Origin of the sequence: Gudongella oleilytica (genome assembly GCF_004101785.1) — a bacterium.
Taxonomy (GTDB): domain Bacteria; phylum Bacillota; class Clostridia; order Tissierellales; family Tissierellaceae; genus Gudongella; species Gudongella oleilytica.
In genome coordinates, this window is record NZ_CP035130.1 from 2,013,410 (window position 1) to 2,038,380 (window position 24,971).

General features: G+C 42.4%; 26 protein-coding genes and 1 tRNA gene. 10 read left to right on the top strand and 17 right to left on the bottom strand.

The window, feature by feature from the left end:
• Window positions 1–54: 54 nt before the first annotated feature.
• The 4 genes from EC328_RS09745 to EC328_RS09760 are packed head-to-tail and all read right to left on the bottom strand — an operon-like array spanning window position 55 to window position 2,505.
• Window positions 55–867 (bottom strand): ferredoxin, encoded by an 813-nt coding sequence (locus EC328_RS09745; protein WP_128426611.1) that lies wholly within the window; start codon window positions 865–867, stop codon window positions 55–57.
• On the bottom strand, window positions 864–1,940 hold the full coding sequence (locus tag EC328_RS09750) for an AI-2E family transporter (RefSeq protein WP_128426612.1): 1,077 nt from the start codon (window positions 1,938–1,940) through the stop codon (window positions 864–866). The genes EC328_RS09745 and EC328_RS09750 overlap by 4 nt, the downstream gene beginning before the upstream one ends.
• A gap of 51 nt (window positions 1,941–1,991) precedes the next feature.
• Window positions 1,992–2,315 (bottom strand): YbjQ family protein, encoded by a 324-nt coding sequence (locus EC328_RS09755; RefSeq protein ID WP_240671475.1) that lies wholly within the window; start codon window positions 2,313–2,315, stop codon window positions 1,992–1,994.
• Complete coding sequence (locus tag EC328_RS09760) at window positions 2,284–2,505, bottom strand: hypothetical protein (RefSeq protein ID WP_128426614.1); 222 nt, start codon at window positions 2,503–2,505, stop codon at window positions 2,284–2,286. The genes EC328_RS09755 and EC328_RS09760 overlap by 32 nt, the downstream gene beginning before the upstream one ends.
• A gap of 121 nt (window positions 2,506–2,626) precedes the next feature.
• Here EC328_RS09760 and EC328_RS09765 point away from each other — a divergent pair.
• Both EC328_RS09765 and mnmA read left to right on the top strand, forming a co-directional pair.
• A tRNA-Ala gene (locus EC328_RS09765) sits at window positions 2,627–2,702 on the top strand.
• A gap of 81 nt (window positions 2,703–2,783) precedes the next feature.
• Entirely contained in the window at window positions 2,784–3,896 is a 1,113-nt protein-coding gene (mnmA, locus tag EC328_RS09770) for a tRNA 2-thiouridine(34) synthase MnmA (RefSeq protein ID WP_128426615.1), read from the top strand.
• A gap of 20 nt (window positions 3,897–3,916) precedes the next feature.
• Here the strand turns inward: mnmA and EC328_RS09775 are convergent, their stop codons facing one another.
• Window positions 3,917–4,747, bottom strand: coding sequence for a deoxyribonuclease IV (locus EC328_RS09775; RefSeq protein WP_128426616.1), 831 nt, complete (start codon window positions 4,745–4,747; stop codon window positions 3,917–3,919).
• A 207-nt stretch (window positions 4,748–4,954) separates the two neighbouring features.
• Here EC328_RS09775 and EC328_RS09780 point away from each other — a divergent pair, with 207 nt between their 5' ends.
• On the top strand, window positions 4,955–6,553 hold the full coding sequence (locus tag EC328_RS09780) for an amidohydrolase (RefSeq protein WP_128426617.1): 1,599 nt from the start codon (window positions 4,955–4,957) through the stop codon (window positions 6,551–6,553).
• A 49-nt stretch (window positions 6,554–6,602) separates the two neighbouring features.
• Here EC328_RS09780 and EC328_RS09785 read toward each other — a convergent pair whose 3' ends face one another.
• Window positions 6,603–7,724, bottom strand: a complete 1,122-nt coding sequence (locus tag EC328_RS09785) for an aminotransferase (RefSeq protein WP_128426618.1) — start codon at window positions 7,722–7,724, stop codon at window positions 6,603–6,605.
• Window positions 7,725–7,756: 32 nt separating this feature from the next.
• The gene (locus EC328_RS09790) at window positions 7,757–8,365 is read right to left on the bottom strand and encodes a cysteine peptidase family C39 domain-containing protein (RefSeq protein WP_128426619.1); all 609 of its coding nucleotides are present in this window, start codon (window positions 8,363–8,365) and stop codon (window positions 7,757–7,759) included.
• A gap of 147 nt (window positions 8,366–8,512) precedes the next feature.
• Here EC328_RS09790 and EC328_RS09795 point away from each other — a divergent pair, with 147 nt between their 5' ends.
• Window positions 8,513–9,463, top strand: a complete 951-nt coding sequence (locus EC328_RS09795; RefSeq protein ID WP_128426620.1) for a carbohydrate kinase family protein — start codon at window positions 8,513–8,515, stop codon at window positions 9,461–9,463.
• Window positions 9,460–10,362: a pseudouridine-5'-phosphate glycosidase gene (locus EC328_RS09800; protein ID WP_128426621.1), complete on the top strand. Its 903-nt coding sequence runs from the start codon at window positions 9,460–9,462 to the stop codon at window positions 10,360–10,362. Before EC328_RS09795 ends, EC328_RS09800 begins: the two co-directional genes overlap by 4 nt.
• A 50-nt stretch (window positions 10,363–10,412) precedes the next feature.
• Here the strand turns inward: EC328_RS09800 and EC328_RS09805 are convergent, their stop codons facing one another.
• Complete coding sequence (locus tag EC328_RS09805) at window positions 10,413–10,793, bottom strand: P-II family nitrogen regulator (protein WP_128426622.1); 381 nt, start codon at window positions 10,791–10,793, stop codon at window positions 10,413–10,415.
• Window positions 10,735–11,607: a DUF1538 domain-containing protein gene (locus EC328_RS09810; RefSeq protein WP_128426623.1), complete on the bottom strand. Its 873-nt coding sequence runs from the start codon at window positions 11,605–11,607 to the stop codon at window positions 10,735–10,737. The genes EC328_RS09805 and EC328_RS09810 overlap by 59 nt, the downstream gene beginning before the upstream one ends.
• Window positions 11,608–11,926: 319 nt before the next feature.
• Here EC328_RS09810 and pdhA point away from each other — a divergent pair, with 319 nt between their 5' ends.
• From pdhA to lpdA, 4 genes are read left to right on the top strand one after another with little or no spacing between them, the layout of a single operon-like run.
• The gene (pdhA, locus tag EC328_RS09815) at window positions 11,927–13,009 is read left to right on the top strand and encodes a pyruvate dehydrogenase (acetyl-transferring) E1 component subunit alpha (RefSeq protein ID WP_128426624.1); all 1,083 of its coding nucleotides are present in this window, start codon (window positions 11,927–11,929) and stop codon (window positions 13,007–13,009) included.
• 2 nt (window positions 13,010–13,011) lie between these two features.
• A complete protein-coding gene (locus EC328_RS09820) occupies window positions 13,012–13,992 on the top strand; it encodes an alpha-ketoacid dehydrogenase subunit beta (RefSeq protein ID WP_128426625.1) in 981 nt (326 codons plus the stop codon).
• A gap of 12 nt (window positions 13,993–14,004) precedes the next feature.
• Window positions 14,005–15,297: a dihydrolipoamide acetyltransferase family protein gene (locus EC328_RS09825; protein WP_128426626.1), complete on the top strand. Its 1,293-nt coding sequence runs from the start codon at window positions 14,005–14,007 to the stop codon at window positions 15,295–15,297.
• Window positions 15,298–15,313: 16 nt separating this feature from the next.
• Complete coding sequence (gene lpdA / locus EC328_RS09830) at window positions 15,314–16,693, top strand: dihydrolipoyl dehydrogenase (RefSeq protein ID WP_128426627.1); 1,380 nt, start codon at window positions 15,314–15,316, stop codon at window positions 16,691–16,693.
• A gap of 52 nt (window positions 16,694–16,745) precedes the next feature.
• Here lpdA and rsgA read toward each other — a convergent pair whose 3' ends face one another.
• The gene (gene rsgA / locus EC328_RS09835) at window positions 16,746–17,495 is read right to left on the bottom strand and encodes a ribosome small subunit-dependent GTPase A (protein WP_128426628.1); all 750 of its coding nucleotides are present in this window, start codon (window positions 17,493–17,495) and stop codon (window positions 16,746–16,748) included.
• Between the two features lie 401 nt (window positions 17,496–17,896).
• Between rsgA and EC328_RS09840 the strand changes: the two genes are divergently transcribed.
• Window positions 17,897–19,366: a UDP-N-acetylmuramoyl-L-alanyl-D-glutamate--2,6-diaminopimelate ligase gene (locus EC328_RS09840; RefSeq protein WP_164906093.1), complete on the top strand. Its 1,470-nt coding sequence runs from the start codon at window positions 17,897–17,899 to the stop codon at window positions 19,364–19,366.
• 21 nt (window positions 19,367–19,387) lie between these two features.
• On the opposite strand, the gene EC328_RS09845 is transcribed toward EC328_RS09840, so the two are convergent.
• The 7 genes from EC328_RS09845 to EC328_RS09875 all read right to left on the bottom strand — a co-directional run bounded on the left by EC328_RS09845 (window position 19,388) and on the right by EC328_RS09875 (window position 24,967).
• Entirely contained in the window at window positions 19,388–19,963 is a 576-nt protein-coding gene (locus EC328_RS09845; RefSeq protein ID WP_206363852.1) for a ferritin-like domain-containing protein, read from the bottom strand.
• A 355-nt stretch (window positions 19,964–20,318) separates the two neighbouring features.
• The gene (locus tag EC328_RS09850) at window positions 20,319–20,783 is read right to left on the bottom strand and encodes a DUF1801 domain-containing protein (RefSeq protein WP_128426631.1); all 465 of its coding nucleotides are present in this window, start codon (window positions 20,781–20,783) and stop codon (window positions 20,319–20,321) included.
• A gap of 3 nt (window positions 20,784–20,786) precedes the next feature.
• Entirely contained in the window at window positions 20,787–21,200 is a 414-nt protein-coding gene (locus EC328_RS09855) for a VOC family protein (RefSeq protein ID WP_128426632.1), read from the bottom strand.
• An 89-nt stretch (window positions 21,201–21,289) separates the two neighbouring features.
• Entirely contained in the window at window positions 21,290–22,189 is a 900-nt protein-coding gene (locus EC328_RS09860; RefSeq protein WP_128426633.1) for a sensor domain-containing diguanylate cyclase, read from the bottom strand.
• Between the two features lie 138 nt (window positions 22,190–22,327).
• Entirely contained in the window at window positions 22,328–23,422 is a 1,095-nt protein-coding gene (locus EC328_RS09865) for a putative NPN-dependent ornithine cyclodeaminase (RefSeq protein WP_128426634.1), read from the bottom strand.
• A gap of 111 nt (window positions 23,423–23,533) precedes the next feature.
• Complete coding sequence (locus EC328_RS11935; RefSeq protein ID WP_128426635.1) at window positions 23,534–23,653, bottom strand: neutral zinc metallopeptidase; 120 nt, start codon at window positions 23,651–23,653, stop codon at window positions 23,534–23,536.
• Between the two features lie 198 nt (window positions 23,654–23,851).
• On the bottom strand, window positions 23,852–24,967 hold the full coding sequence (locus tag EC328_RS09875) for a M20 metallopeptidase family protein (protein ID WP_128426636.1): 1,116 nt from the start codon (window positions 24,965–24,967) through the stop codon (window positions 23,852–23,854).
• Window positions 24,968–24,971 lie beyond the last annotated feature (4 nt).

Below are 24,971 nucleotides of genomic sequence, written 5' to 3' on the forward strand. Positions count from 1 at the left end.
CATTCAATATGCAAAGCAACAAGTATTTATATGATTTTTCTGATCGTATCGGGATCAGATAAACAGGTCTATTTCCTTTCTCTCCTTATACCTTTCCTCCAGCTCCTCCTTATGCCAAATGAAGCTTTTGTCAGTAAATACCTTGGCAGATACCGGGCAAACCCTTACACAGGCACAGCATTTTATACACGGACCAGGTATTCTTGATACGTCCGTAAAATCGATCGATCCCATAGGACATGAGCTGGCACATAGTTTGCAGTCTATACAATTCTCCAGAGTTTCTGGCTTGATCTTCCGAAAATCAACATACTCTCCATCCTCACTTATCGGTCTGTAATAAGGCCTGTAGGGATAATTTCCCGGAATTGTTAAATTCGTTTCCGGATTTGAGGCCGAAAGACTTCTTCCTATTGTCTCACCAAAACCATGGAGTCTCGCAATATCATCCTCGTCTGGTCTCCCCTTTGCAAGTACCTCTGAAAAGGAGTGCTGTCCCACGACTGCGGCAGCAGCTATTGTAATGAAGCCTCGCTCTTCAACAAGATCGCATAGTTCAATCAGTGCATCGTCATAGTGCCTGTTTCCATAGGTAACAACACATATGCATTTTGCACCGTTTCCCTCGATTGTGTTTAAATATGGCAATAGCAGATTTGGAAGTCTTCCTGCATAAACGGGCATCCCTAAGATCACAATATCCTCTTTCGTAAATGTAAGAGCTCTCCTTCTTCCTGAGGGAAGTGTTATGTCGACCCATATAAAATCAATCCCTTTGCTGGCCACTGCCCTGATGCCGCTCATTATTGCTCCAGATGCTCTATCCGTATTTCCTGTAGGACTAAAAGCCACTATATGATGGCTCATATGCTTGCCTCTTTCTTGACTTCCTCCGTGAGGTTTGATCTGAATTTCATCGCTTTAGCACCTATTGCCTTCAGTATTCCGGATAAAGGTACTCCAATTATCATTCCAGGTATCCCCATCATGCTGCCAAAGAAGAGAACCGAGAATATGACCGTCAGAGGATGGAGTCCAACTGAATGAGACATTATCTGTGGTGAAATCAGGCTTGATTCTATCTGTTGGATAACTATTATCAGTATCACTACCCACAACGCCATCAGTGGTTTTTCCAAAAGAGCCAGTACCACTGGCAGTATTCCTCCAAGCCATGGTCCAAAGTATGGGATTATATTTGTAAGACCTGCTATAAAGCCAATTGTCGGGGAGTATGGAACGCCAATGATCCTGCAGCCAATCCCGGTAAGCACACCGACAAATATGGCCACTGTAATTTGTCCCTTCAGGAATCCTCCCAGTACCTTGTCTACATCCTTCCCGAGCTCCGATATTCCATTTCTGAGAGTAGCAGGGAAAGCACTCATGATCCCGTTGGCCAGCTTATCCTTATCCTTCAGATAATAAAAGGCTACCAGTGGAGTCATCACTATATCAAGCAAGGTTCCAGTTGAACTGGCCAACGAATTGAGTATCCCTCCCATTGCAGTTCTAAGGTAGTTTGAAATATTTGCAATTTCTTTTTCTATATTTAAAAACTCCTGGATTGGTTCCGGTATGAACGGAATTTCTCCGGCTCTGAGGCCTTCGATGAAATCTTTCAGAAATTCAAATATCCTGGGTATGTCGCTGATGAAAACCGACATGTCCCTTGTCAGTCTTGGGATAAATGTTGCGAATACTATGGCAATAATGCCGGCTATGGCTGCGAATATTAGAAGTATTGCCCAAATTCTCTTAAGACCTTTCTTTTCCAGCAGCTTCACGAGAGGATCCAGCAGATATGCTGCTACCAATGCATATATAAATGGATTTATCATGCTCCCCAGAGGCTTTTTAACGAGGAAAAAAACAATTATTACAATTATAAAGGCAGTCAAGTCAAACCAAGCTGCTTTATTTAACTTTGGAAGCTTCATTCAGTTCTACACCAACTTTCATTAAAATCAGAGGCAGGAATAATCCTGCCTCTATTTGAATTTTACAGCTGTTCCGTAGGCAATTACTTCAGCCGCACTTTGCATTATTGCAGAGGATGCGTATCTTATGTTTACTACAGCATCTGCCCCCAGCTCCTCTGCCTCTTCTACCATCCTCTTGGTGGCAAGAGCCCTTGCATCATTCATCATTTCGTTGTATGCCTTCAGCTCACCGCCGACGAGAGTTTTGAAGCCTTGTGTTATGTCTTTCCCGATATTCTTGCTCTGTATTGTTCCACCTTTTACAAGACCCAGCATCTCAAATTCCCTTCCGGTAATATAATCAGTATTTACTAAGATCATCTTCCTCTCCACTCCTTATCTCCTTTATTCTCTCATATAGCACATAAATGCTCACACCCATAAAGCAAAGCGGTATTGCGACGGCAAAAAACCTGAATATTGGAGGCATGGGTTCCCTGGACAGATAAAATACGCAAAAGAATAGATAGATCAAAATCAGTATGGTAATTATGATTGGAGCTATAAGCTTTTTCCATTTCACAGGCGTCACCACCTCCTAATGATAATTTAGCACGTAGAGCTTTCAATGGCAAGGTTTAGCTCATTGCTATCCAAAAACTCTTGCAAAGGAAAGTACATTTTGCTATTATATGAATATGTCTGGGGGTATAGCGCAGTTGGGAGCGCGTCTGAATGGCATTCAGAAGGTCAGGGGTTCGACTCCCCTTATCTCCACCAAACCTGTCACTTCATTCATAAGCATAATGAAGTGACTTTTTCATGCAAAAGGAATGAATGTATATATGGAGTTGAGATGATATGAAGAAAAAAGTAATATTGGGTATGAGCGGAGGCGTGGATTCTTCGGTTTCAGCAGTGCTGTTGAAGGAAGCCGGTTATGACTTGATCGGACTGTTCATGAAGAACTGGGATGAGAAGGATGAAAACGGAGTCTGCACATCGGCTGAGGACGCAGAGGATGCTAAAAGAGTTGCAGCTGAGCTTGGCTTTCCATGCTATACAATAAATTTCGAAAAGGAATACTGGGAGAGAGTCTTCAGCTACTTCCTTAGCGAGTATAAGAAGGGGAGGACTCCAAACCCTGACGTTATGTGCAATCAGGAGATCAAGTTCAATGCTTTTCTCGATTATGCCCTAAAGCTTGATGCTGACTTCATAGCCATGGGCCACTATGCCCAGGTTGAGAATAGAAACGGGGAGTTCGTGCTCCTTAGAGGCAAGGATCAGAGCAAGGACCAAAGCTACTTCCTATCGAGGATAACTCAAAAGGCCTTGTCTAAAACCTTGTTCCCTATCGGTCACCTTGAGAAGAAAAGAGTCAGGGAGATTGCAGAGGAGTATAAGCTCTATACAGCGAAGAAGAAGGATTCAACAGGCATATGCTTTATTGGCGAGAGAGATTTTGACGAGTTTCTTGACAAGTACCTTTTGTCTGAAGAGGGCGATATTATAGATGTGGATGGCGGAAGGATAGGAAGACACTCTGGACTCATTCACTACACTCTTGGCCAAAGGAAAGGCATAGGCATAGGCGGAGTGGGTACTGGTGAGCCTTGGTTTGTGGTAGGAAAAAGCCTCAAAAACAATCAGCTCTTTGTTGCCCAAGGCGAAAACCACCCTGCTTTGTTCTCAATTTCCCTTCAGGGTGAGGATCCTGTTTGGATATCCGGGAAGGCTCCGGAGCTTCCGATGAAATGTACCGCAAAGTTCAGATACCGTCAGGCTGATATACCCGTAACGGTTTCAGAGATTGAAGACGGTGCTCTTAATATAAGATTTGACCAACCTGTGAAGGCTGTTACGCCTGGCCAGGCTGCTGTACTATATGACGGAGAGGTATGTCTGGGAAGCTCAATAATAAGGTCCGCAGAGCCTCTTAATAAGGTATACAGCCAAATCAATATAGATTGAAAGACTGCCGCCGGCAGTCTTTACTTATATAGCGATTTTAAAAGCTCTATCTCCTTTTTATAACCCTCTGTATCATTGGGTGTCTCCAGGACAAAGGGAAGGTCTCGAAGACTGGGGTGGTTTATGAGCCTCTCGAATGTATCAAGTCCCAGGGTTCCCTCCCCTATTTTTGCATGTCTGTCCTTGCCGCTTCCTATTTCGTTTATACTGTCATTTATATGAACAGCCCTTAGCCACTTAAGGCCTATTATCCTATCGAACTCCTCCAATACTCCATCAAGGTCGTTTACTATATCATAGCCTGCATCGCTTATATGACAGCTGTCTATGCAAATTCCTATCCTATCCTTTTGCTCGACACCGTCAAGTATCCTTTTTAGCTCTTCGAAGCTCCTTCCAAGCTCAGTCCCCTTGCCTGCCATTGCCTCCAATAAAACTATTGTTTTCTGATCCTTCCACATGACCTTATCAAGCAGTCCGATCACAAGCCTTATTCCCTCATCGACTCCCTGTCCAACATGGCTTCCGGGGTGAAGATTATAAAAAGTCCCAGGCATAAGCTCAAGTCGTTGAAGATCATCCCTCATTACCTCCTCTGCAAACTGCCTGACTTTTTCATCCTTGGAAGCAGGATTGAGAGTGTATGGTGCGTGTGCAAGAGCCCCGCTTATATTGTTCTCCTCCATTAGCTTACTAAGCCGCAGGACATCCTCCGGATCCATCTCCTTAGCCTTGCTTCCTCTGGGATTCCTCGTGAAAAACTGGAAATAATTCGCTCCTATTGACAAAGCCTCAATACCCATTGCTTCAAAGCCTTTTGATACCGATAAATGACAGCCTATTTTAAACATTTTAGCCTCCTCGAAATAAATATTAAGCCGTTTATACCCATGTTTTAAATAACAAAAATTAAATCATTGTTGATTAATTGACAATATAGCTTTATTATTGTAATAAAGCATCTTGCTAATTGAAGCTAATATTCACAATAATAGCTTCAATTGTACTGAGTGGGGTATATGCGCTAAGATGGGAAAATAATATTGGGAGATGATTGATTGAAGACTTTAATCAAAAATGCAAAGATTTTTGCAGAAAAAGGACATTTTGTAGAAGCTCTGCTGATAGAAGACGGCTTGATAAAAAAAGCCGGCAGTAATGCTGAACTGGCAGGTGAATCCGCGGATACGGTCCTCGATATGGAAAGAAGAACCATACTTCCGGGTCTAAATGACAGCCATCTTCATATTACTATGAAGGGTGCAGCCATGAACTCCTGTGATCTTATACCTGCAAAATCCATAGACGATATAATAAGACTTGGTCGAGAGTTTCTGGCTAAAGATCCTGATATGAAAGCAATGCCGGGTAGGGGTTGGAATCAGGACTATTTCGCAACAGGTGAAAAAAGGATGATAAACAGATTCGATCTCGACCAGATATCCACAGAGATCCCTATAGTATTTGAGAGGACTTGCGGTCATGTCGGAGTTGGAAATACCAAGGCTCTTGAAATATTGGGGGTTGACGAGAATACAAAAGTAGATGGTGGAGAAATAGAAATCGGCGAAGACGGCAAGCCTAATGGTATATTCAATGAAAATGCAGTTCAGCTGATTAGAAAAGCTATCCCAGAGAAGGATATGGCCACCAGGGAAAAGGAATTCCTTATGTCGATGGATTATTCAGTCAGTCAGGGTTTGACCTCAGTTCAATCCTGCGACGTACTGGGAAAGGATTTCAAAGAGGTATTCAAGCTTCTTCACGACCTCTACAATGAGGGAAAACTTAAGTTCAGATACAGGCATCAGTATAATTTCCAGGATATCGAGGACTTTAAGGAGTATTTGAAATCGGAGCATATAACAGGCAAATACGATGAGATGTTCTTCTCGAAGGGTGCCCTAAAGCTATTCAAGGATGGTTCTCTTGGTGCCAGAACAGCTTATATGAAGAAGGAATATGCAGATGCTCCCGGGACCTTTGGAGTTGAGGCGCTAAGTGATGATCAGCTTCAGGCATTGGTTGATCTTGCTGTTGAGAACGACATAACAGTAGTCACTCATGCCATAGGGGATGCTGCAGTTGAAAGCGTCATGAAAGCTTATGAGAACACAATGCCTGACGGTAAAAATCCTCTGCGTCATGGAATAGTCCACAACCAGATTACGAGCATGGTGCAGCTTGAAAGACAGACCAGACTTCAGATTCCGGTAATGTATCAGCCAATATTCCTTGATTATGACAACAGGATAATTGAGGACAGAGTTGGTTCGGAGCTTGCAAAGACATCCTATGCATTCAATACTCTTTATAAGATGGGAGCACCGGTTAGCCTTGGAACAGATTCACCGGTCGAGGACTGCAATCCATTCCAAAACATCTACTGTGCAGTCAACAGAAAAGGACTTGACGGTCATCCAGATGGGGGCTATTATCCTGAGGAGGCTATGGATCTTGAGGATGCGATCGACGCGTATACTGCAGGAAGTGCTTTCAATGAATTCAAGGAGGATGTCAAAGGGAAGCTGTTACCAGGATTTGTTGCTGACCTTATCGTTCTTGACAGGGATATCTTCTCCATCGATCCAATGGATATAAAGAATGTCAAGGTAGAAAAGACAATGGTAAATGGTAAATTCGTTTACGAAAGATAAAGACTTGAAGCTGTCAGGAATATTTCCTGACAGCTTCTTTTTTTACTTCTTAAAGCTTATTCCCATAGTCTGCCAGCATCTCAAGGCCTTTTATTAGGACCTCCCTCGAAGCAGCATAGCCTATTCTGAAGCTTTTCTCATATTCAAAGCAATCTCCCGGAGTTACAAGGGTCTTTGAATGCTCCATAAGTCCGATACAAAAATCATAGGAGTTTATATCAAAATCGTAGTAGACAAGAGCGGTCGTGCCTGCCTTCGGCTTCACGAAGGAAAATCTTGGATGCTCTTTTATCCAATTATCCAGTATTTCGAGATTCTCCTTTATTATCCCCAGGTTTCTCTCCAGAAGCTTATCCTTGTTCCCAAGGGCATGGGCTGCAATTATTTCATCCAGCATCCCGCAGCTTATAATGCTATAATCTCTGTGAGATTCCAGCTTCTTCATAAGCTCGATATTCTTGGTAGCTATCCAGCCAAGCCTGAGGCCTGCAAGTGAGAATACCTTTGACATGCTTGATGTGCCTACCCCCTTCTCATAAAGGTCTGCTATGGAGCTTTGGTAGCTTCCATCCTGATTAAGGCCTCTGTAAACCTCGTCACAGAGAACATAGGTATCGTGTTTTCTCGCAAGCTCCACTATCTCCTTCATCAGCTCCTCCGGGATGATAGCACCTGTAGGATTGTTTGGATTATTTAGAGCTATAAGCTTTGTATTGTCGTCTACAACCCTCTTTAAGAGCTCCATATCGGGGAGATAATTTTTTTCCTTTTCCAGGTAAACTACAGTGACATCAGCTCCAATCGACTCCGGTATGGAATATAACTGCTGATAGGTCGGTATTATGGATACCACCTTGTCACCCCTATCGACTATGGCCTGAAGGATAAGGTTGTTTGCGCCTATCCCTCCATTTGTAGTAAGTATATCATCAGAGGTAAGGTTCTTGTATAAGCTGCTTATTGCGTTTTTTAGATCAGGATTACCGGTTATATACCCATAGGTGAGCTTCTTCTCTGAGAGTTCCTTGAAAAAATCTGCCTCAGGAGTTCCTGTAAGCTGGAGAAGCTCCTTTAAGGATATCGAATCAACACAGGTCTCAGCTATGTTATTAATCGCATCCATCTCATACTCATTCATCCACTGCTCCACCTTAAACGGCTTAAGCTTCATTTAAATCAATCCTTTCATTAAAGTTCATGTTATTATTTCGACTTTGGCTTGTCAAATTCGAAGGCTATTGCCCCTCTTAAGAGAGCTTTGTCCCTAATCCATTCCTCATATGAGTAGATCCTTCGTCTACCCCAGTTGGATGCAATGAGATCGAAGCCTTCCTTTTTCCTGATAATGCCGGTAACTGTTATCCAATGGTTTCTGAATTCCCTGTTTGAAGAGTTCCAGGTTAATAACAGGACTGGTCTGTCCAATTCGAGCATCCTGATAATGAAGTCGCTTCCTTCGTCTACATCCCAAATCCAGCTTTCCATATAGAAGCCCAATCTGATACCTCTTGCGTACGCATATCTCTGAATCCCCCGCCTCATCTTGGTGAGGGTGGGTATCCCATAAACTCTGGGCTTTATGAAAGGGTATAACTCCTTCATCAGCCCTACAAAATCCCCTCTTGTAGTTCCCTGGTACAATGCTGACAGCTCTTTTCTCGTCCTTGAGAGGTACATAATAAGATTTGCAGCTGCTGTTACTCCACATGATCTGTCAGCCCAAAACTGATTTTTGATCTTAAATGCTTTAAGCCAGCTTTGCTGACCTCCATAGGAGCCTTCGACATTGAAAAGCTTCTCTTTCAGGAGCATAGTCTTCCCCTCCATTTCAGGTGTGTTTACATTATACCAGATTTACTGGATCTGTGAAGATTATAGCCCTGTGATCATAACTTCCAGCGCTTGTTGAAAATGGGCATAACATGGGTAAAATAGCTCTATAGCTACGAATGGGAGGGGTTGATCGATTTGAATGCTTCGTTGGGTGCAGTTGCAGTAATAGGGGGGGCCAACCTTGATATTGTTGGCTCGCCCTCGAAAATACTTATTAGAGGAGATTCGAATATTGGAAGTGTAAAGCTGTCGCCAGGAGGTGTTGGAAGGAATATTGCAGAAAATACTGCATTGCTGGGCATCCCAACAAGGCTTTTCTCTATCGTAGGAAATGACAGCTTTGGGGATTACCTGCTTACGGAGGCAAAAAAATCCGGCATTGATGTGGACTTTGTAAAAAGAGTTTCCAGCCCCACAGGTATTTATCTGGCTATACTTGATGAAAACAAGGATATGGATCTTGCAATCAATGCGATGGAGATCATGGTGGAGCTTGACTGGGAGTATATCAGCAACAATAAAGCCTCGATCGAGAAAAGCGAAATAATCGTCCTTGACGCAAACCTAAAAAAGGATGTACTTGAAAAAGCAACAAATGAGTTTCGCCACAAAAAACTTTTTCTTGATACGGTCTCCACAGCCAAGGCTGAGTCTGCAGCATCTATTATTGGAAGCTTTCATACCATAAAACCAAATAAGATAGAAGCTGAGACATTAACCGGGATTAGGATCCACAGCAGGGATGATCTATTAAAAGCAGCAAACATCTTCCATGACAGAGGGGTTTTAAATGTTTGTATAACCCTGGGCAAGGATGGGGTTTTCTATAGTGCAAAGGATGGGGAGCATGGTGGGTACCGCTCCACTGAGTTCGTTCCTCTGAATGCCACCGGAGCCGGCGATGCATTCCAGGCCGGGCTTATTTACGGAGAATTAAACGGGTTTCCACTGAAGGACTCAATAAGATATGCAATGGGCGCAGCAATAGTAGCTATGAGCTCTGAGGATACCATAAACAAGGAAATGAGTATAGATAAAATCGCCATAATTTCAAGAAGATTGGAGGAAATAAAGTGAACAGATATCTTGATCTAAGTGAAGAAGTAAGAAAGGCAATTGAAGATAAAAAGCCGATCGTCGCCCTGGAATCGACGATCATTTCTCATGGGATGCCTTACCCCCAAAATGTCGAAACTGCATTGAAGGTCGAGGAAATAATAAGGGAGCATGGGGCTGTCCCGGCTACTATTGGGATAATAGGAGGAAGACTTAAGGCTGGACTTACATCTGAAGAAATTGACTACATGGGAAGAGCTAAAAATATCGCCAAGGTCTCAAGAAGAGATATTCCTTACCTTGTAGCCCACAAAAGAGATGGAGCCACTACTGTTGCCTCCACAATGATAATCGCTTCTATGGCAGGCATAAGGGTTTTTGCCACAGGAGGTGTAGGCGGAGTACACAGGGGAGCCGAGAAAACAATGGATATATCGGCTGACCTCGAAGAGCTTGCTATGACTGAAGTGGCAGTTGTATGTGCAGGTGCCAAGTCCATACTTGATCTGGGACTCACTCTTGAGTACCTAGAGACAAAGGGAGTACCGGTATTGGGTTATCAGACAGAGGAGCTACCAGCGTTCTATACAAGAAAAAGCGGCTTTGCCGTGGATTATAAGGCTGATACCCCTGAAGAGATAGCGGACATCCTTAGGACTAAGTGGGATCTGGGTCTCAAGGGTGGAGCGTTGATCGCAAATCCGATCCCGGAGGAGTACTCAATGGATGCTGACCTTATCGCAAGAGTAATTGAGGATGCTGTCAAGGAAGCAGAAGCATTGGGAATAAAGGGAAAGGATACTACCCCATTCCTTCTTGCAAAAATCAAGGAAATTACCGGTGGAGAATCCCTTGAATCAAACATACAGCTGGTATATAACAATGCCAGGTTAGCTGCGAAGATTGCAGTGTCTCTCTAAAATCCCCGGATTAGCAAGGACTGTGTAGTTACTCTACACAGTCCGATAATTTACTCATATAGTCCGTATGTCTTAATAGCCTTCTGAACAAAGATTATTCCGTTGCCTGGTTTATCCATCTCCAGTCTTTCATTTATAGCCTGGATAATCCCATTTACTAATTCGTTCTTTGCGATTATCATTACGATTTCCTTTTCAGGTTCAATATCAATGGCGAAAACTCTTCTGGTTTCGTGGATTCCGGCGCCTCTTGCATTTATTATGGTTCCGCCCTTTGCACCGGCAGCAGTTGCCGCGTCTACAACGTCTTCCGCTCTTCCCTTGTCAACTATAGCATTTATCACCTGGTACATATACTCACCCTCTCCATCTTCATCCTCTGCGATACAATCCAGTGAAGCTGCTCCCGAAACCTTGCACAACTGGGTCATATAGGCTACACCATGATTTGGCTTCCAAGATAACCTCACCTGAGATCGTCAGGAGTCTCTCTAAAATAGTATCCGAACTACCGTGGCTGACTAACTCATCAGATGCTTCTGCTATACCTCCGCTTGAAAAGATACTCATCACCATTACGGCCAATATAGCTCCGACCGAAGATATACCGACGAGACCAAAGCTGTCAGCTTCAGAGGATCTGCTATCCTTCCTAAGGGCTGATATTCCCAGTGCAAGGGCTAATATGAATGGCACCGTCATGGCTCCGGTAGTCGCACCAGATGAGTCGAAAGATATTGCTAACAGTTCCTGAGGAGCGAGTAGCCCTCCAACCAGGACCAGCCCATATAATATGAAGAATATAAGCTTAAGAGATATATTATATACTATCCTAATGAACCCAAGAGTCAGCATAACTGCGATCCCTATGGAGACCATAACAACCAATTGCAGCTTTGGAAGCATTCCACCTGTAGCTAAATCCACCTGGCCTGCCAGAATATGGAGATCAGGCTCTGCAATGGAGATCAAAAATCCAAGGATAAGCCCGTATATCGTCAGTACCAGGAGGCTATTCCGCTTTACTATTGCACCACCTATATACCTTCCTATGGGGCTTACTCCAAGATCCACTCCGAATAAAAACAATGTGAGTCCTACAATAACAAGTAAAGCTCCGGTTAAAAATGAACCCAGCTGCTTTCCGACAAGTTGTGTTATTGTGAAATTCAGCAACAAAACTATACCTACTATTGGCAATACTGCCATGATAACTTCTTTTAGTTTATTTTTTAATACCTGCAAGTGTTCACCTCCCTCGTAAGTCCATACCCTATACAATATGACTTCTAATCAAATATTTGAGGAAATTGCATATTTATATTACTCATTACTTGCTATCTACATATAGTATGGCGCAAACAATAAAAACACTATATATAGTTATGGTTTGTCAGTTTTAGCTTAAAATTTTCAATTATGCAATTTCCTCATTTATTAAATAGAACAGTGTTTTCTGGTCAAAGCGGGTAAATTTTTGAAATTATGTTTATTATATACGTTTTTGGTAATATATAACTAAGATGATAATAATTATCAATTAATATATAAGGAGGTATGCTTCGTGAAATTCGAAGAACATAATCCGTTAGATAATAAGATTTACCAGGTACTTGATCCTGACGGCAAGGTAGTTCTAAAGGACGACATTCCTGAATTGTCAGCTGATCAGCTAAAATCAATGTACCAGACCATGCTATACTCGAGGACGATCGACGAGAAAGCGTTGTCCTATCAAAGGCAAGGCCGGATGCTCACCTACGCTCCAAATATTGGCCAGGAGGCCGCTCAGGTTGGCAGTTCTTTTGCTCTTGAAAAAAAGGACTGGCTTGTCCCTGCCTTCAGGGAACTGGGTGCATGGCTCACAAGAGGAGTCAGTCTCAAAAATATTTATACCTACTGGTATGGCGATGAATGGGGAAGTCATACTCCTGAGGATGTAAGGGTGCTTCCGGTGTCAGTACCAATAGCTTCCCAGCTTCAGCATGCAACAGGTATAGGGATGTCTATTAACATCAAGGGTGAAAAAGATGTTGTGCTTACCTATGTGGGAGACGGAGGCACATCCCATGGAGATTTCCATGAGGCTTTGAACTTTGCTGCAGTGTTTAAGGCTCCGGTGGTTTTCGTCATACAAAACAACCAGTACGCAATATCGACAAGAAGAGTTATCCAAACCATGAGTGGAAATCTGGCTCAGAAGGCTGTTTCCTATGGTATGCCAGGTATTTTTGTGGATGGAAACGATATATTTGCAATGTACAATGCCACAAAAGCTGCTGTTGAAAGAGCCAGAAATGGAGAGGGTCCAACCCTTATAGAGGCCTATACCTACAGACTTGCTGCCCACACGACCTCCGACGACCCTACAAAGTACAGGGACGACAAAGAGGTTGAAGAGTGGCGTCTCAAGGATCCTGTAAAGAGATTCGGCAATTATCTTAAGGATAATGCAATAATCGATGAGGACTGGGAGAAGAATACTTTGTCGAGGCTTGAGGAGGAGGTCATGGCAACCTTCGAGGATATTGAAAAGAACTCAAGCTATGAATTGGAGGATATATTCAAATACCACTTCGAAAAGATGCCATTACAGCTTCAGGAGCAGCTTGATGAATACAGGGCATATCTTAAGGGAGGTAAATAAGGATGGCTAATACACTTAGTATAGTTCAGGCAGTAAACCAGGCTTTGATGAATGAAATGGCTCTGGATGACAGAGTAGTAGTATACGGCGAGGACGTCGGCGTTGAGGGAGGAGTTTTCAGAGCGACTGTGGATCTCCAGAAAACCTATGGCAAAGAAAGAGTATTCGACACTCCCCTTGCGGAGTCGGCAATAGTAGGCACTGCAGTGGGTATGGCAATAAATGGTCTTAAGCCTGTTGTGGAAATGCAGTTTTCAGGCTTCTCATACCCCGCCTTCAACCAGATCATAAGCCACGTTGCAAGAATGAGAAACAGATCAAGAGGTAAATACCACCTGCCTATGGTCATAAGAGCTCCTTATGGCGGAGGAATAAGAGCATTGGAGCACCATTCAGAAAGTACTGAAGCTTTATATGCTCAAATCCCGGGACTTAAGGTAGTAATCCCTTCAACACCCTACGATGCCAAGGGTCTCCTGATAGCAGCAATAAGGGATCCTGATCCGGTGCTTTTCTGGGAGCCCAAGAGAATATACAGAGCTTTCAAGCAGGATATACCCGAGGAAGCATATGAGATCCCCATTGGCAAGGCCAAGGTCGTTAAAGAGGGTACTGACATAACTATAGTGGCTTGGGGAGCGATGGTAAGGGATGTGCAGAAAGCCGTGGATATAGTTGAAAAAAAGGATATATCAGCAGAGATCATAGATTTAAGAACTATTGCGCCAATGGACAGGGAGAGCTTCGTGGAATCAGTTAAAAAGACCGGAAGGATACTGGTAGTGCACGAGGCGCCTAAAACCTTAGGTGTAGGTGCTGAGATAATATCTGTAGTCAACGAGAAGGCATTTCTCCATCTTGAGGCTCCGCCTACAAGACTGACAGGTTTTGATACGACCTTCCCACTTCCAAGAGGCGAGCATCACTATATACCTACACCTGAGAGAATCGCAAAGACCATAGAAGAAATCGTTAAGTATTAGGAGGTGCAGGATATGAAATTCGAATTTAAATTCCCAGATATAGGAGAAGGAATACACGAGGGTGTAATAACTAAATGGCTTGTGGAGGAGGGCTCTAAAATAAAAGAGGGCGATTCTGTAGCTGAAGTCGAAACTGACAAGGTTACCACTGAAATACCCTCTCCAAGGACAGGCACTGTGCTCCAGCTGCTGGCAAAAAAGGGTGATACGATAAATGTGGGGCAGGTATTTGTAACTATAGATACTGATGCTGCCGGTGAGGAAGCAGTTTCCAATGGGGCACCCGAGGTAGTTGAGGAAGAGACTGCAGGAGTTGTAGGCGAGGTAATTGCCTCATCTGAGGTAATACCGTCAAGCACCGAAGGATTTGAGAAAAAAACTGAAGCGACATCAACTGAAAAAGTACTTGCTACTCCTGTTGCCAGAGCCTTGGCGAAGGATCTTCGAGTTGATATCAACAAGATAAAGGGAACCGGACCTAACGGCAGAGTCATGAAGGAGGATATCTACAACGCCTCCCAAAAAGAATCTGACAGAGTGCCTGAAGCGAAGACAAAGCCTGAGGAAAATATAATATCAAAGGCTGTACAGTCTGCCCCAGGTGAAAGGGTCGAAAGAATACCGTTGACAAGGATCAGGAAAACAATATCTGAAAAGATGACTCAATCGAGGTTTACAATACCTCATACCACTGCAATGGATGAGGTGGATATTTCAAAGCTGTATGATCTTAGAAAGAGGTATAAGGACTCCCTGAAGGACGAGGGTGTAAACCTGACTTATATGCCTTTCATTATTAAGGCTGCGATCGCAGCACTAAAGGAGCTTCCTGAATTCAATGCAAGCCTTGACATGGAAAAGGATGAGCTGATCCTTAAAAAATACTATGACATTGGAATCGCTGCAGATACTGATAGAGGTCTTATGGTCCCTGTTATAAGGGAGGCTGACAGACTTTCTATCGTTCAGTTGGCCAAGGCTGTTGAGGATGTCAGCACAAGGGCAAAGAACAATACGATCGAGCTGGCTGAGCTTAAGGGCAGTACCTTTACAATAACTAACTACGGCTCTATTGGAGGTTACTTTGGCATACCGATCATCAACTACCCTGAGTCCGGAGTGCTTGGTTTAGGAAGAGTAACTAAAAAGCCTATCGTGAGGGATGATGAGATAGTTGTCGCACATGTGCTGCCTTTGTCACTTTCCTACGATCACAGAATAATCGATGGAGCTAGCGGAGCGAGGTTCCTGAATATAGTCAAGGAGCTTTTATCTGAGCCGGAGCTGCTGCTCCTTAAGTCATAGATTGGGGCTGATTTTAATGGAAAAATATGATATTGCCATATTAGGCGGCGGTCCTGGAGGGTATGTCTCTGCAATTAAGGCTGCACAGATGGGAGCAAAGGTATTGCTGGTGGAAAGAGAAAGATTAGGTGGTTTGTGCCTTAACTGGGGTTGTATACCTACAAAGACTCTCCTCATATCTGCAAGGCATTACAGAGATCTGCTAAGGAGCAATGATTTCGGAATTTCAGGAGTCGATCTTTCCAATGCCAGGGTCGACTGGAAGCTCCTGATGGAAAGAAAAAGCAAGGTAGTAGATAAGCTGGTTTCAGGAATAGAGCTTCTGGTTAAAAAAAATAAGATCACCTTTATTAATGGTGAAGGAATGGTCCTTGATAACCACTCGATGGAGATAAACGGTGAAAAAATAAGCTTTGAAAACTTGATAATCGCAACAGGCGCATTGAGCAATGTCCCGGAAATTCCTGGCCTCTCAAAATCAATGGAGGATGGTCATGCACTGGACAGCAGAGGTATCTTAAGCCTGCAGGAGATGCCTGAGGCGGTAACGATTCTTGGCGGAAACGTATACGCTGTTGAATTTGCTACGATATTCAATGCAATTGGAACCAAGGTGACTTTGATCCACAAGAATAAGTCGATTCTTCCGGGAGCTGACCATGAGCTTTCACAGCTGTTGGAAAGACAGCTTAAAAAAGACGGCGTTAAAATACTTGGTGAAAGTGATATCAGCAGAGTTGAAGGTCCTAAGGTCACTGTAAACAGGAAGGACAGGGAAGAGACGATAGTAGGTGACAAGCTTATTGTATTCATGGGTATCCAACCCAATCTAAAAGGATTGGAAGCACTGGATCTAAAGATGAATGAAAGAGGCTTTATAAAAACAGATCCTAAGCTTAGAACAAGTATTGACAATATATATGCAGTCGGAGATGTAAATGGTACTCTTCCACTTGCTCATGTTGCATCTGCAGAGGGTATAGTTGCTGCCGAAACGATAATGGGTGTGGAAAGCAGGATGAACTACAATATAATACCAAGAGTTGTCTACTCCTTCCCTGAGCTTGCCAGTGTTGGTATAACCGAAGAGGAAGCCAAGGATAAGGGTCTGGACTACAGTGTAGGAAAGTTCCCGCTTATGGCAAACGGGATGGCTATTGCAGAGGGTGAGACTAACGGCTTTGTCAAGATAATCTCCGACAACAAATACGGTGAGGTCATCGGAGTCCACATGGCAGCAGCCACAGCATCAGATATGATTTCCAAAGCAGCAGCTGTTATGCAGCTTGAGGGTACCGTTTATGACATAGCAAAGACCATACACCCTCATCCTACCTTTGCTGAAGCACTTATGGAAGCAGCCTTTGCAGTGATCGACAAACCTATACACGTATAGAATACCTTACAAAAACCGATCCAGGGATATTGTTATCCCTGGATCATTACTTTTACTTACCATTCTTCTTAAAAGTCTTCTGCATCTTGCCAAAGCTTCGTTCCTTTGCCTTCCTTTGCTGTAAAAGGTTTTTGCTTTCCTTCGCTGCAGCAAATTCAGCTTCTTTTTTTAGCTTCAGGTAGCTGTTCCATCTATCCCTGGAAAGGTCGCCGGACTTAATTGCTTTTTGTACAGCGCAGCCCGGTTCTCCTAAGTGCTTGCAGTCTTTGAATCTGCATTCCACGGATAGCATTTCGATATCACTGAAGGCTGCACCAAGGCCTTCTGATACATCCCATAGCTCAAGCTCCCTCATCCCCGGCGTATCAATTATCATAGTTCCATCCTCAAAGATCAAAAGCTGTCTATGGGTGGTTGTGTGTCTTCCCTTGCTGTCATCTTCCCGCATCTCTTTCACCTTCATCAGTTCTTTTCCGGAAAGCGTATTTACTAGCGACGACTTTCCAACACCAGATGAACCCAGTAGGACCAGGGTGGATCTGGGTTTAAATATTCTCTTATAGAATGTACTCCCCTTCAGATGAGCCAGCTTCTCCCCATCAAGCCCAATGATCTTATATTTCTCCCTGCGAATCTCACTTACCCTGGCAATTGCCTTTTCTTCGCTTAATGCCTCATCGCTATCTGATTGTCTGGCAAAAAATCTCTCAAATCCGATATTTCCCAAATATTTATTATCTATTGTTTCCTCCCGTTCAGTATCAGTATAATCCCTCAAGTCGTTAAATTTATGACCTGTCATACGGCATTCCCCTTTATTATGTCTCAGGGCACAAAAATACCGCAAAACCTATCCTGATAAAAGGTGTTTGCGGACACAAAAAACACGACCCTTCAGCCGTGTTGTGTTTACAGCATATCAAAGAAAGGTTGGATTTGCACCCTATTGAATTACTTCCTCCAATGCTGTTACAATCTCTCTCATAATTGAGCAGCCCCTTTCTCCAGCATATTATTACAAAGCCTTTATATGATCTTATTTTTATTATGTCAATTACTTAAATTTCTGAAAAATAGTATATATTCCATATAATTCCTTATAGATTCACTATTTATGTAACAATCACAGTTTCATCACAATTATAATGTAGAATATAACAAGGCTATTTTGGGGTATATGCACATTAAATGGAGGTGTTTAGTATGAAGCTGCAAAATTTGATTAAAGGTTGCAACCAATCATTGCCAGATTCTTTCTCTCAAATTGAAATAGAAGGTATCTGTCATGACTCCAGAAATTGCGGTAAAAATTATTTGTTTGTGGCAATAGAGGGATCAAAAAATGACGGCCATGAATTTATTGATGCAGCTATCGATAAAGGTGCGATAGCTGTTATACACCAAAAATCGCTCAAAAACAATCATAACAATTTACCCTTTATCAAAGTTGAAGATACCAGAAGAGCCCTATCTGCGATTTCAAACACTTTCTATGGAAATCCGTCTTCAAAATTGAGAGTCATTGGAGTAACGGGTACTAACGGAAAGACGAGCACTACATATTTTTTAAAGGATATACTCGAGAAAACCGGTAGGAAATCGGGTGTAATTGGGACTCTTGGAGCTAAATTTATGGATCTGAGCATAGATTTGCATAATACAACTCCTGAATCGCTTGAGCTTCAGTTTATACTTAGAAAAATGGCTGATATGGGTGCCGAGTATGTAGTTATGGAGGTTTCCTCACATGGTATAGATATGGGTAGAGTCGATGATATAGAATTCAGGGGAGGCATATTTACCAACCTGACTCAGGATCATCTGGATTATCATATTACAATGGAAGATTACTATAAAGTAAAAAAGAGATTTCTTGATAAACCGATGACATATAAAATAATCAACCTTGAAGGTGGATATGGGCAAAGGATGTATTCAGAAATCAATAAAACTTCCTCCAAAATGATTGGCTTTGGAAGAGCCAATGGAGAAGTCATAATTAGCAATATAAAACATAAAAATGGTTTAATCGAATTTAAGCTTTCATTTGATCAGAAGGAGTTTTCCTTTCAGACAGGCCTTATAGGGGATTTTAATATTTATAATCTTACCGGCGCAATATTAGCTGGAATAGAGGAAGGTGTGGATATTTTAGAAATTGAGAAAGCAGTAAAATCGCTAAAAGGAGTTCCGGGCAGAATGGAGAAGGTGCCAGTCGATTCAAATTATAGTATTGTAATCGATTACGCACATACACCTGACGGCCTTGAGAATGTTCTTACGGCCTTGAAAGAAGGTTGTGAAGGTAGATTAATCACACTGTTTGGGTGTGGTGGCGACAGAGATAAAGGCAAAAGACCTATAATGGGAAAAATTGCCGGCCAGTTAAGCGATTACTGTATAGTTACCTCTGATAATCCCAGATGGGAGGATCCGGATTCAATAATTGACGACATTATTCCTGGAATCGATTCAACAGACGTCGAATACATTAGGATCACAAACAGAAAGGATGCAATACAAAATGGAATCGATATGTTGATGGAAAATGATATTTTTCTTATTGCAGGTAAGGGACATGAAATCTGGCAGTCAATAAAGGGTGTCGACTACCCCTTTGATGAAAAAAAGATAGTATTAGATTATTTGGGAAAAGAGATACCAGACCATTAGACCTGGTATCTCGCTTTTTGTTTATTTTGTGCCATATCTGAATGCAAATCCCTTTGATTGAGAATTCCCTCCAAACATATTTGATCCGCCTGTATTTCTTGCTTCGGACCTTTCAAATGCCTTCAGGTGACTTTCTGAAGCTCTCATAAGATTCTCAAATACTCTCCTTACGTCGTCTGGCAGTTCCTCTTCAAGAAAGCTTTTGTACATTTCAATATTTTTGATTTCTGCTTCAACGCCAACAGAGAATATCTCTTCCAAAGAATCCGGGATTACGGTTCTTTCTTTCGCATCGTTTGACGGAATCTCATAGTCATATTCTTCAAACAACGGTAGCAAAGCTGATATATGTCTCCCTTCCGCCCTTATTACGTTAGAAAAAGGCCTGATCAAACCATATTCTTCAATTATGATCTCATATTCTGCCTGAGCTAAAAACTCATCTTCAATTGCATACTGCAGCATCTCCTCAAGGGTGTATTCCTGGTCAGCTTCTGCTCCAGCAGCACCAAAATCAGCCGGGCTTGCATGTGAGATACTAATACCGCTTATAGCAATTATTAAGGCTAATCCCGAAGAAAACAACATTTTTCTCATATATAACATCTCCTTTTCTTGTTCTATAATTTAATTGTAGTATGGAGTTGTGTTAGATATATGATTAATATGTTTTGAACTTAAGTTATTTAGTTATCAGACGTTTCCTTAAGGAATAAGACCTGAGAGTAAATGAAAAAACCAATACCTATCCATATTAGCCCGAATGCTAAAGGTATGCTGATACCCCTATTACTATCCCCTGAATATATTCTTTTCTATCCATTACGCGAAACCTTCTCTCATTATGATATTTATGATTATACAATAAAAACTATAGAGTAAAAGATAAATTTCGTGAAGCTAAACAAAAAAACACCCCTGGTCTAAGTAAACCAGGGGCTTGTGATATAAATTACCTTTTTACTGATTTGACAGAGGCCTCATAAAGTTCAATATACTTCTTTGGTGTCAGCTTGGCTGATAACATTCCTATCAAATCCACCGGAACCTTTTTTGGATTTTTGAACCTTATACAGCTTTTCCCCATATCAAGCTTGGTTGTTGCAGCCTTGTCATACTCTTTCATAAACCATCTTAAAAGCTCATCATCCATGTAAATGCCCATATGATAGACTGCAATGTGATTTTTCTGGGAGGCAATTGCCATAAACGGAAGAGGATCCTTGGGATTTACGTGGTATCCTGAAGGATAAATCGAGTGAGGTACATAATATGTTATCATCCCGTGTTCAGTGGTCTCTTCAAAGCCTTCAGGAAGATTATCCTTCACGGCATTCCTGATTTCTTTGATTATCTCTTTTCTATCCTCAGGCAGTGATTCAATATACTCTTCTGGTGAGGCTGCATGGACCATCATCGTCTATTCCCCATGACTTAACTGCCAGCATACTCCAAACCTGTCTACTATGCTTGCATATGCCTTGCTCCAGAAGGTTTCCTGAAGCTCCATTTCAACCTTTCCGCCTTCCTTCAGCTCTTCATAGAGTCTTTTTATCTCATCCATGTCCTTATCCACAACTATCATCGACATATTGTTTCCCACTATAAACTCCATTCCAGGCCAAATATCCGAAAACATCAGTCTCATGCCTTTAATGTCAAGAAAGGTATGCACTATGCGATCCTTTGCCTCCTCGGGTATTGGATACGCAGGATCTGAAGGTCCTTCGCCAAAGGTCATTATTTGTTGAGGATCAGCCCTGAAAACACTTCTGTAGTATTCAACTGCTTCCTTGCAATTACCGTCAAAATTAAGGTAAACACTTACAGACATTCTATCACTCCTTTAAATCTACTCGTATGTTGTTTAATACCCAAAATAAATAGAGGTAATTCTATATTTCAGCCAAGAAAATACACTCCCTAAATGGAAGTGTAAATCGAATTTTTCTTTTCTTTTGACCTGTACATTATGTAATCCACCTTAGATATGAGAGTATCGAGATCCTCAGTGGAGTTGTGGTCATAGTAGGTTATGCCGGCACTGGAGGAAAGCTTTATTACTACGTCTCCTTTTTGAACCTCGATCTTAGCAATATTCTTTCTTATTCTCTCTGCAATATCGATTGCTGAATCAAAATCAGTATCTGGGAGGCATATAAGAAATTCATCCCCTCCAAATCTTCCAAGAATATCGTAGGCTCTTAGGCTTTCTTTTATCGATCTTGCAAATGCCTTCAGTACCTGATCTCCTGTAATGTGCCCATAGGTGTCGTTTATTTCCTTGAAGGAATCGATATCCAATAGTATCAGGGAAAGAGGCTTGAATTCTCTTTTCGAGCGTTCCATTTCCTGGCCGAGTCTGTCTATGAGGGCTCTTCTGTTAAGCACTCCTGTCAGGTAATCTATATATGCAAGATCTTTGAGCTTATCATTTGCCTCCTTAAGTTTCCTCTCCAGTTTTTTTGATTCAGTGACATCTCTTATAATTATCGCCGTCCATGTTTCGTTGTTTTCATCGTTAAATAACGAGGAAGTGATTTGTCCAATAAATTTGCTGCCGTCTTTTCTTATAAAAGTAAGTTCACCAGTGACAAACCCTTTCTCCAACCTTTCCCTGAGCATTCGTTCCAAATTTGTATCCTCAGGATCTATAATCCCCGATCTGCCCTCTTTTTGAAAGTCCTCATCCGTTCTCTGAAACATCTCCCAAGCAGCATTATTTGCATGATGGATCCTGCCGTCCGGAGTGGTCAGAAGGATGGCATCCTTTGTATTGTCAAATATGAATCTATAATATTCTTCTTTGATATAGCAGGTCATCAAGATCCGCTCCCATACTGATGTTTATTATATACTACCATCGTATCTTCACTTTATAAAATGATAGCGCCAAATAATTTTATGCCTGTCATGACTTATGTCCAAAGAAACCGTAGGTGTCCATTCCTCCGGTTTAATCTATATAATATCAAGTCTTTTACTTATGTTCATTATAAAATCCTGTATGTTGGTCACAATTGTCTTTACTGTCAGGCTGCCTCTGTCGCGAAGCTTGTTGACTGCGAACTCTGAAATGTCAACGCTGTAGAAATATAACGGTCTTATGGTCCCATCCTCCATCATTCTATAGGTAGGAGTCATGTTGCCTGTTGCTATAGAGTGCAGCATGGATGCCATACATATTACTGTGGTGGACTTTCTTATTTGATCCCGCATGGCGTTTTGTCCCTCGTATACATCTCTGTATACCTCCGGTAGAGGTCCATCGTCTCTTATAGATCCTGTAAGTACGAAAGGAACATCGTTCTTTACGCATTCAAACATTATTCCATTGTCGATTCCTTCATTCTCCACAAAGCTTTTGATGCTGCCGTGAAGCCTGACAGCATTTATTGTATCTATATGGTTATAGTGACCATTGGGCATTGATCTTTGGGTCCGTATATCCTGTCCCAGGGCTGTTCCTATAAAGGCTGCCTCAAGATCATGCGTGGCTAAAGCATTCCCTGCGAGAATAGAGTCGACGTAGCCGCCCTTAACAAGCTTTGAAAAGGCTTCCCTGGAATCTGAGTCAAAGGCACAGGCAGGTCCAAGCACCCAGGTTACGTGCCCATTGTCCCTTTCATATTTAAGGAGCTCAGCAAGAAAATTATAATCCATCGAGTAAGCTGTCTCCCTGGTCCTTCCTTGTCTGAATACGAAGGAATCCAGCTCATCCTCGGTCTCTTCAACGAATGCATTGGTATATACAAAAATACCTTCAATTGCATCCTCGGTTCTACCCACGAAGACGAGGTCACCCTTTTTTAGCTTTCTTGCTTCCTTGATTACTACCTTATCGTCTTCATATACTGCAACGCAATCCATCCTGCTTTCCTCAGCAAGCTTCCACTGACCATTTACTTTAAAGTATTCAGGAAAAATCGTCGTCGAATGGTAGTTCTTAGGTGCTACTGTATCCTTGGGAGAAGGCACAAGCTTAGCATCCGGGGCATTCACAAATCCTGGCAGTGAGAAATCCGGCGATATGTACTTTGGCATTTTGAAGCTCATACTAAAACCTCCTCCGAATGTGAAAGGCTGCAGTATCAAACTACAGCCTTGCATTATAATTATAGTCAATTATATTACATTGGAATTCCCACCGCAAGTACCTTGAAGTCATTAAAAACCCTCATTTGTATTGAAGGTGTCCCAGCTGTCGAGATTACCTGTTTCATAGCCCTTTGAAAACCAATATGACCTTTGTTCCGATGTTCCATGTGTAAAACTGTCCGGGACCACATAGCCTCTTGCAGCCTACTGAAGCTCCTCTCCTGACTCCTCCGGAGCTCCTCCTGTCAGATACGTTCGAGCTTTGCCTTCTCCCCTGCCATTTCATCGAAATTCCTCCTCATGATCATCCTGTCCTGATAAAGAAATTATACCCATTCACCGGAATTTACATCCTAAAAAGGCGGACACTCTGTGCCCGCCCATTCTCTATATTGCAGCCAACCCCTTAAACATTTCAACTGCTACCTCTATATTTTCATCTGGAAAGTCGAACTCATATGTGTGGACTGCCGGATAGGTTTCTCCATTTCCTATCCAGAAAATAGTGCCCTTTGTCTCCTTTGTGTACCATCCATAATCCTCGGAGCCTCTATGTCCTTTTTCCATCTCAATCAGCTTAAATCCCTTATCAAGTGCAACCTTTCTTACCTTGACATTACTTTCCGGATGGTTAGCTGTAACTGGGAAGATATCGTTGTACTCGAAGCTTACCTTAAGCTTATCCTTTTCAGCTTCTCTTATAGCAAGTTTTTCCATATTGTCCTGAAGCTTGTCAAGCTCATCCTCAAACTCAGCTCTTATTGTCATCAACAGCTCGCCTTCACTGGCAGCTATCCCAAATGCACGCTCACCTATGTTAACCTGCACTACCGTACATAAGACCAGACCTCTGTTGCTATCAGCAGAAGTCCACTCAGGAATTGAATTTATTATTTTGGCGATAGCATACGAAGGATTTATGCCAAGCTCAGGTTGGCTGGCGTGAGTCGGTTTCCCAACCATTTTAATAGTCATCCCTCTTGATGCAAAATTACTCGTCCCTTCAATTACATTTACAGATCGAAGTGGAGTGCCGCTTGTATTATGAAAAGCAAATATTTCCTCTATGTTGTTCTCCTTAATGAATACCTTGGCCTGGAATGCACCATCCCCTGTTTCCTCAGCATGCTGGAACAGGAAGTAGATATTTTTGTCAGCACCCTCCTGATCTATCTCAAGCGCAAATGCCGCAAGTGAGGCTGAGTGTCCGTCGTGACCACATTTATGCGACACTCCGGGATTCTTTGATCCATATGGGAGCTCTATGCCCTCATCCATAGGGATAGCATCGAAATCTGCTCTGTAGGCGATGTTTGGCTTATCTTCTCCAGCATGGTAGATTGCATAGAACCATAGTCCTCTGTCTACTATCTCAAGGCTTGTATGCTCCTTCAGAAAATCCATAAGTCTCTTTTTTGTCCAGACTTCATAATTCGATGGCTCAGGATTTTGATGCAGCTCGTGTCTTAGCTTGATCGCCAATTCCAGGTTTTCTTTTTTCATACAA